7 protein-coding genes and 3 pseudogenes are annotated in these 11,351 nt (G+C 49.8%); 4 read left to right on the top strand and 6 right to left on the bottom strand.

The annotated features are described in order from the left end of the window. Positions 1–8 precede the first annotated feature (8 nt). Positions 9–917, bottom strand: a complete 909-nt coding sequence (gene cysD / locus U2W12_RS05975) for a sulfate adenylyltransferase subunit CysD (RefSeq protein WP_326499753.1) — start codon at positions 915–917, stop codon at positions 9–11. A gap of 155 nt (positions 918–1,072) precedes the next feature. On the opposite strand from cysD, the gene U2W12_RS05980 reads away from it, so the two are divergent. Beyond that, entirely contained in the window at positions 1,073–1,426 is a 354-nt protein-coding gene (locus U2W12_RS05980) for a hypothetical protein (protein ID WP_326499754.1), read from the top strand. A gap of 20 nt (positions 1,427–1,446) precedes the next feature. Here the strand turns inward: U2W12_RS05980 and U2W12_RS05985 are convergent, their stop codons facing one another. The 3 genes and pseudogenes from U2W12_RS05985 to U2W12_RS05995 all read right to left on the bottom strand — a co-directional run. Further along, positions 1,447–3,054: an NAD(P)/FAD-dependent oxidoreductase gene (locus tag U2W12_RS05985; RefSeq protein ID WP_326499755.1), complete on the bottom strand. Its 1,608-nt coding sequence runs from the start codon at positions 3,052–3,054 to the stop codon at positions 1,447–1,449. A gap of 154 nt (positions 3,055–3,208) precedes the next feature. Then, the gene (locus U2W12_RS05990; RefSeq protein ID WP_326499756.1) at positions 3,209–3,364 is read right to left on the bottom strand and encodes a hypothetical protein; all 156 of its coding nucleotides are present in this window, start codon (positions 3,362–3,364) and stop codon (positions 3,209–3,211) included. Positions 3,365–5,675: 2,311 nt separating this feature from the next. Continuing rightward, a pseudogene (locus tag U2W12_RS05995) lies at positions 5,676–5,798 on the bottom strand (IS5/IS1182 family transposase); the annotation flags it as partial. A gap of 148 nt (positions 5,799–5,946) precedes the next feature. Here U2W12_RS05995 and gnd point away from each other — a divergent pair. Genes gnd through pgi form a run of 3 tightly spaced genes read left to right on the top strand, consistent with a single transcriptional unit; the run spans position 5,947 to position 10,156 of the window. Next, positions 5,947–6,945 carry a phosphogluconate dehydrogenase (NAD(+)-dependent, decarboxylating) gene (gnd, locus tag U2W12_RS06000; RefSeq protein WP_326499757.1) on the top strand — a complete coding sequence of 333 codons (999 nt, stop codon included), beginning with the start codon at positions 5,947–5,949 and terminating at the stop codon, positions 6,943–6,945. Beyond that, positions 6,942–8,510, top strand: a complete 1,569-nt coding sequence (gene zwf, locus U2W12_RS06005) for a glucose-6-phosphate dehydrogenase (protein WP_326499758.1) — start codon at positions 6,942–6,944, stop codon at positions 8,508–8,510. The genes gnd and zwf overlap by 4 nt, the downstream gene beginning before the upstream one ends. A 5-nt stretch (positions 8,511–8,515) precedes the next feature. Next, positions 8,516–10,156 carry a glucose-6-phosphate isomerase gene (gene pgi / locus U2W12_RS06010; RefSeq protein WP_326499759.1) on the top strand — a complete coding sequence of 547 codons (1,641 nt, stop codon included), beginning with the start codon at positions 8,516–8,518 and terminating at the stop codon, positions 10,154–10,156. Positions 10,157–10,281: 125 nt separating this feature from the next. Here pgi and istB read toward each other — a convergent pair. Further along, positions 10,282–11,063: pseudogene (gene istB, locus U2W12_RS06015) on the bottom strand (IS21-like element helper ATPase IstB). 178 nt (positions 11,064–11,241) lie between these two features. Next, positions 11,242–11,351 (bottom strand): annotated as a pseudogene (locus U2W12_RS06020) (IS630 family transposase); the annotation flags it as partial.

Here is an 11,351-nt window from a genome sequence, read left to right on the forward strand (position 1 = left end):
GCTTGCTTTTAGAAATAACCTTCACGCTTCTTTTGTTCCATCGATCCGGCCTGGTCGTGGTCGATCAGGCGGCCTTGGCGTTCGGAAGTCGTCGTCAGTAGCATTTCCTGTATGATTTCAGGCAGTGTTGTTGCGTTCGATTCGACTGCCCCTGTCAAGGGATAACAGCCCAGGGTGCGGAAGCGGACTTTTCTCATTTCGACCTTGTCGTCCGGTCCGATGGGCATCCGTTCGTCGTCAACCATGATCAACATGCCGTCCTTGTTTACGACAGGGCGTTCCTTTGCGAAATAGAGCGGCACGATCGGAATGTTTTCGAGATGGATGTATTGCCAGATGTCCAGTTCGGTCCAGTTCGACAGTGGGAATACGCGGATGCTTTCGCCTTTGTCGATCTTGCCGTTATAGATGTTCCAGAGCTCCGGCCGCTGGTTTTTCGGATCCCAACGGTGATTCTTATCGCGAAATGAATAGACTCTTTCCTTCGCGCGTGATTTTTCTTCGTCGCGGCGCGCGCCGCCGAAGGCGGCATCGAATTTGTATTTGTCCAAGGCCTGTTTCAACGCATCGGTTTTCATCACGTCGGTATGTTTCTTGCTGCCGTGAGTGAATGGGCCGATGCCTTGATCGACACCGTCCTGATTGATATAAACCAACAGTTCGAGGCCGAGTTCCTTCACCATTTTATCGCGGAATTCGATCATTTCGCGGAACTTCCAGGTCGTATCGACATGCATCAACGGAAACGGCGGCTTGCCAGGATAAAACGCCTTCATCGCTAAATGCAGCATCACAGCGGAATCTTTACCGATCGAATACAACATCACCGGGCGCTCGAATTCGGCGGCGACTTCCCGAATGATGTGAATGCTTTCAGCTTCAAGCTGTTTCAGATGCGTGAGTTTATAATCAGTCATTGTTGGCCAGTTAAATTTCGGTAGGCTTGGGTGTAACCCGTTATTCTAATTTGTATGACGCCTGATTGCCAGTCGAAGGCCGGCAAAAAACAGGAAATTCCGCCGAGTTTATTTTATGATTTAGCCTCAATGTTTTTAGTAAGGATATTTTTTCGATGAAAAGCACTTTATTTGACTCGGGCCAATCGATCAGGATTTTACGGCAGGCAGCTTCCGCGATGGTCTTTTCCTGCATCCTTTCGCTGTCGGGTTGCGCGTCGATTGGTCACGAATTTCCTGCCGGCCAAGTTTCTACGATCCGAGTAGGTGAAACGACTCAGAACGACATCTATACCACATTCGGCGCGCCTTGGCGCACCGGCATCGACAACGGAATGAAAACCTGGACTTACGGGAACTACCATTACAGCCTGTTCAGCGACGGTGAAACCGAGGATCTGGTGATCAAGTTCGATAACCGCGGCGTTGTGGCGTCTTATGTTTTCAACACGACCAAGCGCTCCAAATAAGGACCTTTCTTCTGTGCGGGTTATTTATTGCTGCCGGCGATGCTCAGAGCCACGGCTTCGGCAACCTTGATACCGTCGATCGCGGCCGACATGATGCCGCCGGCATAACCCGCGCCTTCGCCGGCCGGATACAACCCGCGCGTATTCAAACTTTGATAGAGTTCATTGCGCTTGATTCGAACCGGCGACGAGGTTCGCGTTTCGACGCCGGTTAGCACCGCGTCCGCCATCGCAAAGCCGGGGATAAGTTTGTCGAAGGCGGGCAGAGCTTCGCGAATCGCCTCGATTGCATAAGCGGGCAGGGCGGGGCTCAGGTCGCATAGGCGCACACCCGGTGTGTAGGACGGCATCACGGAGCCGAGTTTGGTCGAGGCGCGGCCGGCGAGAAAATCGCCGGCCAGTTGGCCGGGCGCATCGTAGGTTCCGCCGCCGAGTTGAAATGCTCTTTTTTCCAGTTCGCGTTGCAGATCAATGCCCGCCAAAGGATGTCCCGGATAGTCTTCGGGAGTGATACCGACCACGATGCCGCTGTTTGCATTGCGTTCGTTGCGCGAGTATTGGCTCATGCCGTTAGTTACCACATGGCCTGGCTCGGAAGTTGCGGCGACCACCGTGCCGCCGGGACACATGCAAAAACTGTACACCGAGCGTCCGTTCTTGCAGTGGTGTACCAGCTTGTAATCGGCGGCACCGAGCATGGGGTGGCCCGCATGGTTGCCGAAGCGGCAGCGGTCGATCAGTGATTGTGGATGTTCGATGCGGAAGCCGATCGAAAACGGTTTCGCTTCGACATAGACGCCGCGTTCATAAAGCATTTCGAAGGTGTCGCGCGCGCTATGGCCGACCGCGATCACGACATGGCTGGCCTCTATCGTCTCGCCATTCGCCAGAATCACGCCGCGTACGGCGCCGTTCTCGATCAGAACATCCTCGACTCGGCTTTCAAAGCGGATTTCGCCTCCCAAGGCTTCGATCGTGCCGCGCATTTCCTCGATCATTGACACCAGTCTGAATGTGCCGATGTGCGGTTTGCTCACATACAGAATTTCCGGAGGCGCTCCGGCCTTCACAAATTCGGTTAGCACTTTGCGTCCGTAGTGATGGGGATCTTTGATCTGTGTATGCAGTTTGCCGTCGGAAAAGGTGCCGGCGCCGCCCTCGCCGAATTGCACATTCGATTCGGGATTGAATTCGCGCCGACGCCAAAGGCCGAAGGTATCTTTCGTGCGCTCGCGCACCGGCTTGCCGCGCTCGATAATGATCGGGTGAAAACCCATTTCCGCCAACAGCAGGCCGGCAAAGAGCCCGCAAGGGCCAAAACCGATCACGACTGGCCGTGTTGTCGGATCTCTCGGGGCTTGCGCGACATATTGATAGCGGGTATCCGGCGTGAGGGAGATGTGCGGGTCATCATGGAAACGAGAGAGGACGGCGGATTCGTTTACCAGTTCGACGTCGAGCGTGTAAATCAGCTTAATGTTGTCGCGTTTCCGCGCATCGTAGCCGCGGCGGAAAATCGTATAACTTTTCAGCGCTTCGGCGTTTATGTCCAATCGTTGGGTAATGGCGGATTTCAGCAGGTTTTCGGGGTGATCGAGCGGCAGCTTGAGTTCGGTAATTCGCAGCATGGGTTATTTGGCAATGCCTGAGTCAGGCAAGGTTGTCGTTGCAATTAGTGGCAGAAAAAATTAAGGCTGATGGGCTATTGCCGCGCAATTTGAAAAAGGCAATCGAGTTCTTCAGCCAAACTGCCGCTCGGCATCGGTATACTCGGGCTGGCGATCAGTATGCGGCCTCGCCGAGGTGGACCTCCTGTCGATGCAGATAGGCGTGAATGCGACAGCCCAAGAAATCGGAATGCTCTTGAATCAATCGATGCGCGGCATCCCAATCGCCGGGTTTGATTTTATCCAGAATGGGTATGAAATCGGAAAGCATAGGCTTGGCGGCCTCTCGGATTTTATCGTGCCCGCGTATTATACACTATACCTGACGCTTTCCGGATAATGCGCGGGGAATTTTGGGAGTGGAGTTGAATGGCTGGGTTTTGGCAGTCCGGCCGTTGATCGGCCGGACTGTTTCAAGGAAGAAAAGTTATTGTGCGGCACGGACTAGAATAGGAAATTTCTGCCAGGAGTTCAACAGCGGCTTTCTTCTTCGTTCCGAAACGCGGCGGTCCAGAAAGGCGGCGGTGTCGTTTGGGTTTGCGTTTCTCGGGTCATTCGATGATGAGCGATTGACATATTCGCGTGCCGAAATGAGCGTATTTTGAATAATGCGGCATTGATGCGTTTGATCACTCGACTTGCAATTTCTTTCGAAAACACCCTAACCAACGCATGTTTTTCCAGTGCATCCGAATCAATATCCTGAATAGACAGGATTTCAATGGATTGTACTGATACTTTGGTTGTAAGACTTATCCAAAAAATAATCATTAAAAACCGGCTCAATTAAAGTCGCTATTTCACATTTCTTGGTATTTGACGGTATTCTTCTTAAGAATATAATCATATAACCTACTACCTCGTTTACCGAGGAAAATTGTTTAATGGAAAAGAGTTTTTCAATAAGTTATTAGACTAACATGTTTTACTTTCGAGTTTCTTAAAAATATCTTGCTGCATGTAGTGTTGTTCTTATGTCTCAAGTGGCTAAGGCCTGAATATAAACGCTCTGGGCAAACTCCGAAACGTCCCGCTATCCGCCCATGAGCACACAATCTTGATTCTTGTCAACATGGTAACGATGGATTATATGCAGGTTATCTCATAAACGGCATAAATTGGTTATTTGCTTTTTGTAAATGGCTGTTTAAACGGCATAATTGACTAAGGATGCAAGCTTGGAATAAAGCAGCGATTGCGGTACATTTTGTTGAATATGTGTCCAGGAGTTGGTTGTTTTGCTTTTGACAGGGCATGTGGTCGTGGCATTTTTTGTCAATCCGATCGGTTGGATTATTTGAAGCTATGATCCTATCTAGCTAGCTTGAATTGTCGGTATATGGCAAGTTTCTCGAATGGGGTAGCCGTTCCGCCGTACAGATAGGATGATCTCGCAAATTGATAGTGTCGTTTGGGATATAAGTGGGCAGCGAGAAATTCGTTTGTGTTACTCGGATAGTGCAAGCCGTTGATTTACCGAATGCCTATTGCAAACGAACTTCATGCGAAGCACTTAAAGGCTTTACTGGGCCAAATTCGTTCCGGATCGTTTACATACGAACAAGGGCGTCCCTGAATAAGGCTCCCACCGTCGATTGAGAGACATCCAGTCTATTCGCCGCTTCTTGAAAGCCGCCCTTCGAGGCCACGCTCAAAAAATTCAAATTTGTACGATGCCCATAATAATTTACATCGACTTTTTCGATATTAAAGTCAAATAAAATTCGTTTGCCTTATGTTAATCTCGAATTTACAGTATTGCACAGGGTTCCTGGTTGATCCGCACTGTTGGCAGCGGGAATTTATTGAGCGCTTCCCACACAGCAAGAGGTTCAACCAAAATCAGCGAATGCAAGCCGGTTCTGTTGTGGGCCAACGGCTTTTGTCTTTGTCGGCCATAGAGAACATGATGAATTTAATTCGTACTTCCTAATTTGAAGGTGAGGCAGAATATGGCGTCAATTCAACCCATAATTGGGGGCTACCTGAGAGCCTATGCTTTGTTCAAATTAGCGAAAGCACTATCCGCAAGGCAGCGGACTGCAATCATGATGTGCAGACGTAAAAAGCCGTATTTTGGCTGCAACCGGTAGGAAACCCGGACCCTATGGCTATCACTTACGCTGAGAGACTGAGCGACTGGCGTTTTATCCTTTTTAACGTCCTGCTGGCTTTGGGACAAATCATGCACTTATATATCACTTTATATCTTGGCACAAATCTGGCGTGCGTCATGAGCATGCTCCACCTAAGCAAGAGATAAAAAAGGAGCTAATCGTTTGAGAGGCCGTTGTCAGGGCAATTTGAAATTTATCACTGTTCAAAAAAATTTAAAACGGCACCTAACCATCGTGTCAAACCCTCGTTTTTAAGGATCGTAAAAAAAGACTTTCCACGCGGAGTCAAGTTTAATTCCAACAATTGAGGATCATTATGAAAAACATTTTCCATAAGACTGCAGTCTATCTCGCATTAATTCTTCTTTCGTCCATTCCTTTATCGAGCGATGTGATTGAGGATGCGACGAAACAAACCGCTTTGTTTCGGTTTGCCTTTGACGATAACACAAAGGCAAAGAGCTCTCGCAGGGGATAAAAAATCCCTTCTACCGTTTGCCGAAGCGTAGGCTTATCGTAAATCCCAAGACTCAACATGATGGCTTTTAGTTTGGACCAATATTCATCCGTAAACATTTGTCGCGGCATAGGTTGCTTGTCCTTATGATTGAAAAATTCAATCAATGAGACCGTACAACTGTTTTTCAAGGGTAAATGGCCAAATGGCAACAGCCCCTTAGTTAGTCGACACTCTTATGTCAATGCTTAAGTATTGGCTTATATTCATAATAGGAAAATGCAACAAATGAAAATTGCCATGATTGGTTTAGGGAAAATGGGGGCGAACATGACAAGGCGTCTGATCAATAGCGGCCATGAAATCGTCGTTTATGATCTTGACCCTGACAATGTCACTCGTTTAGCCGCAGAAGGTGCTGAGGGAGCGTCTTCTCTTAAGGATTTGGTGAGTCGCTTATCGGCACCGCGTGCTGTGTGGATGATGATTCCGGCGGGTGAAATAGTGGAAAAAACCATTACTGCACTGGCTACAGTTCTGGAGATAGGCGATACGATTATCGACGGCGGTAATTCCTATTATAAGGATGATGTGCGCCGGGCCAAGCTGTTAAAAGAACAAGGTATCCATTTTTTAGATGTCGGTACCAGTGGCGGTATCTGGGGAATAGAGCGGGGTTATTCGCTGATGATCGGGGGAGAGAAAGACCCTGTTCAATGGCTAGCCCCCATCTTTGCCGCACTGGCGCCGGGGCGGGGCGATATTGCGGCAACACCTCATAGAAACGATTCCGCAAATACCGCAGAACAGGGTTATTTGCACTGCGGTGCTGTTGGTGCCGGACATTTCGTCAAGATGATACACAACGGAATTGAATACGGCTTGATGCAGGCTTATGCGGAAGGTTTTGATATTTTGCGCGGTGCGGCATCCGAGTCGCTTCCTGAAGCGTTTCGATACCACTTTGAATGCAGTGAAATTGCCGAGCTCTGGCGGCGTGGTAGTGTCATTAGTTCATGGCTGCTGGACCTGACTGCACAGGCACTGGCCGAAGATCCTGAGCTGTCCGGTTATAGCGGGTATGTCACAGATTCCGGTGAAGGGCGCTGGACGGTGCAGGCTGCTGTTGAAGAAGCGGTGTCAGCCGAAGTGTTGACTGCGGCCCTTTATGCTCGCTTTCGCTCTCGTCAGACGCATACGTTTGGCGAGAAAATGCTGTCAGCTATGAGGCAACAATTTGGCGGGCATGAAGAAGCTGGAAAGGGAGAAGAAGTGTGACCATCGATGTTGAAGCTGTTGCCGCAAAGTCTGGCGAATCTGTGTTATCCAAGGCCGAACCTTGCGTGATCATCATTTTCGGCGCGACCGGGGATTTAACCAAACGTAAGTTAATGCCGGCACTGTGTCATTTGGCACGGAAAGGAGAGCTTTCGGAAGCTTCGGTGATCATCGGCGTTGATCGTGAGCCGATCGATCCCGATACATTCAGGGCGCTAATGCAATCTGCCGTGCGCGAGGCAAAAGGAGATCAATTGTTCGATGATGAGGAATGGTGTCAATTTGCGCAAAAATTAGACTATTTCGCCTGCGATTTAAAAGATCCAGACAGTTATGCCGAGCTGGCTACGCGTATTCAAGACTTGAACGGCGGCACCTTGAGTAACCGGCTTTATTACTGCGCTACTCCGCCTACACTGGTTAGTTCTATTATAGATGGGCTAGGCGAGGCCAAGCTGGCCAGTGAGGCATCGGGTTGGGCGCGAATCATTATCGAAAAGCCTTTCGGGCGCGATCTGGCCTCCGCTCAAGCGCTCAGCGACTATGCTGCCGGTGTGTTTTTTGAACATCAGATTTACCGGATCGACCATTATCTGGGTAAGGAAACCGTGCAAAACATCCTGGTATTCCGTTTTGGCAATGCGCTCTTCGAACCGGTTTGGAATCGTAATCATATCAATTATGTGGAAATAACCGCAGCGGAAACCTTAGGCATAGGATATCGCGGCGGTTACTACGAAGAAGCAGGCGCCCTTCGGGACATGGTGACTAATCATATGATGCAATTACTGGCTTTGATCGCGATGGAACCGCCCATTGCTTTTGACGCCGATGCGGTGCGTGATAATAAAGTACAGGTTTGGCGCACGATTAAACCGATGACGGTAGCAGAAGTTGCAGCGAAAACAGTGCGAGGGCAATATGAAACCGGACAGCTTGAGGGTGGTAAGGTGCCTGGGTATAAGGAGGAGCCCAACGTCGCTTCAGATTCAAACACCGAAACCTATGTCGCTGCCGAGTTTCGTATTGAAAACTGGCGCTGGGCTGGGGTGCCGTTTTATCTGCGCACCGGCAAGCGCTTGGCACGTGGCGTTACTGAACTCGCCGTGCACTTCAAGCGACCGCCGCAGCCCTTGTTCGCCAACAGGTCGGAGCTTATCGAGCCCAATGTTATCGTCCTGCGTATTCATCCCAACGAAGGCATCGATATCAGTTTTGATGCCAAACAACCGGGCAACGAAATGCGAACAGCCAACGTGCGTATGGATTTTCGCTATCAGCAAGCTTTTAACATGCGTATTCCTGAAGCTTACGAAACCTTGCTGCTGGATGCGTTATGCGGTGATGCCACTTTGTTCACCCGCCGTGACGGTGTTGAAGCGCAATGGCGATTGATCGACCCTATTCTTGAGGCTTGGCGACAACAGCCTCCGGATTCTTTCTCTAAGTATGCGGCAGGTAGCGAAGGTCCGAAGGCTGCCGATGAACTATTGGCTCGCAATGGTCATCAATGGCGGTTACTGGATACACAACTTCAAAGAACTCATCAAACAGGAGCGAAATAATTACTATGAAAATCGATTTTATAATTAAGCCGTTAACAAAGCGCCCTGCATGGAAAAGATTGCAGGCACATTATCTACAGATACACCCATTGCACCTGCGCCAGCTGTTCGCGGATGATCCGTTGCGAGGTGAGCGATTCGTGATTGATGCTGCAGGCATTTACTTGGATTATTCGAAGAACCGTGTGACTGAGGAGACTATGGGGTTGTTGATAAACCTTGCTGAGGAATGCGGGTTACGCGAGCGGATTACGGCTATGTTCACTGGCGATACCATCAACGTGACTGAGCAAAGAGCCGCTCTGCACACGGCCTTGCGTGCCCCTGAAGGTGTACGGATCATGCTTGGCGGCGTTGACGTGGTGGCTGAAGTACATTTAGTTCTTAATAAGATGGCCGTCTTTTCAGAGCGGGTTCGCAGTGGTCAATGGTTGGGATACACGGGTAAACGTATCGCCAATATCGTCAATATCGGTATCGGTGGTTCCGATCTTGGCCCGGTGATGGCCTACGAAGCGCTGCGGCATTATAGTCAGCGCGACCTGACTTTCCGTTTCGTCTCAAATGTGGATGGCACCGATTTTCAGGAAGCTACGCGCGATCTTGATCCTGAAGAAACACTATTTATTATCTGTTCGAAGACCTTTACTACCCTTGAAACCCTGACCAACGCCCGCGCCGCGCGTAACTGGTGTTTGCAGAAGCTCGTTGACAAGCAGGCCGTATATCGGCACTTTGTCGCCGTATCGACTAATGCTGAAGAAGTAACAAAATTCGGCATCAACATCGATAATATGTTTGGTTTCTGGGATTGGGACGGCGGACGCTATTCGATGGATTCGGCGATTGGTTTATCAACCATGATCGCCGTCGGATCGGACAATTTCCGTGCGATGCTCGAAGGCTTCTATGAGATGGATGAACATTTTCGTACGGCGCCCTTCGACCGAAATATCCCTGTCATCATGGGCTTGCTCAAGCTCTGGTATAACAACTTCTTCGATGCCCAGTCTGTTGCTGTTTTTCCTTACAACCAATATCTCAAACGTTTCCCTGCCTACTTGCAGCAATTGACGATGGAGAGCAACGGCAAGCACATTACCTTGGACGGCGCCTGCGCCGACTATCAAACGGCGCCGATCTATTGGGGCGAGCCGGGCACCAACGGCCAGCATTCGTTCTTCCAGTTGCTTCACCAGGGAACCCGCTTGATTCCATGCGACTTTATCGGTTTTTGTCAGACCCTAAATCCGCTTGGAGATCAGCATGATCTGCTGATGGCAAACCTGTTCGCACAGACCGAGGCACTGGCTTTCGGTAAGACTGAAGCTGAAGTCAAAGCCGAAGGCATTCCCGAATGGCTTGTGCCGCACCGTACCTTCGAGGGCAATCGTCCGACCAACACGCTGCTCGTTGAACAGTTAACACCTAAAACGCTTGGCTTGCTAGTCGCGCTTTACGAGCACAGTGTGTTCACGCAGGGAGCAATCTGGAATATCGATTCATTTGATCAGTGGGGGGTCGAATTAGGCAAAGTATTGGCACAGAAAACTGCTGTCGAACTTAAAAGTGCAGATGAGCCGCAACTCGACCATGATAGTTCGACCAACGCGCTGATCCGGCATTATCGCCGATTTAAAAAATAGCAATTATGACTATCGACTATAACGATTGATTTCAGCGGTTCTGTCGCAAAGTTTTGTTGATTTGCGTTTAAATTTGACCCGGGATTTGCATCTAAAACTGACCCGCCTTTTGGCCGGATTATGTCTTAATTTGATTTTCTTTTTCCAGTCTTTTGATCCTCCTTTTGTGAAGTCGAATGTTTGAAGCGGTAACTGTCATTGCCGGTTTCGATGATATGGCAGTGATGAGTGAATCGGTCGAGCAATGCCGTGGTCATTTTTTCATCGATAAACACATGGCTCCATTCGGAGAAGCTCAGATTGGTTGTAATGATGGCACTGGTTTTTTCATACAGCTTACTGATCAGGTAGAACAATAAAAGCCCTACCGTCCTGACTAAACGGCAGATACCCTAACTCATCCAGGATGACCAGATCGGTATGCATCAGACGGTTGGCAAGGCGTCCTTGCTTCCCTATTTGCTTTTCCTGTTCCAGTTGGTTGACCAGTTCAATGGTCGACAGGAAGCACACCCGCAGCCGTTAATGCTGGATGGCCTGTACCGCAATGACTGTGGCCAGATGGGTTTTTCCGGTTCCAGGTCCGCCCACAAAGACGACATTTTGTGTATCCTCGATAAACTCACACCTCACACCGATGCAGAGCGCGGACAAGCATTTCATCGACCTGGCTTTCGTGGAAATTGAAGCCGGTCAGATCCCGATAAACCGGAAACCGGGCGACCTTCATCTGGTAGTTGATGGAGCGGACTTCCCGCTCAGCCACCTCGGCCTTGAGCAGGGACTCCAGTATAGGCACGGCTTGTTGATAGGCAGGCGATGCCTGTTCGGCCAAGCTTAAGATACTATCGGCCATGCCGTAGAGCTTAAGCGTTTTGAGTGTGGTGATCAGGGCATCGTGTTTCATCGTCTGCCCCCCCGTAGACTGACATACCGGTCGGTATCAGCGAGCGGTTCGGTGACCAGCTTCAGTGCTTGAGGTGTGGAGGATGGCTTGGGCTTGGGAGGCGCGTTTAATCGGCTCAGAGCACGCGAAAGCGATTAGGAGCAAACGCGCGAATAACCATTATGGCCAGAGCTAGTGTCTAATTGCATAAGATAGAGATTGTATTTTTGATCTGGCTGCCAACGACTTCGCGTTTCTTCCAAACGAAAGGTTGCGCTCCCGTGTTGTAGGCAGCAATGTATTTCTCCA

It is taken from the genome of Methylomicrobium sp. Wu6 (genome assembly GCF_035916875.1).
Lineage (GTDB): Bacteria > Pseudomonadota > Gammaproteobacteria > Methylococcales > Methylomonadaceae > Methylomicrobium.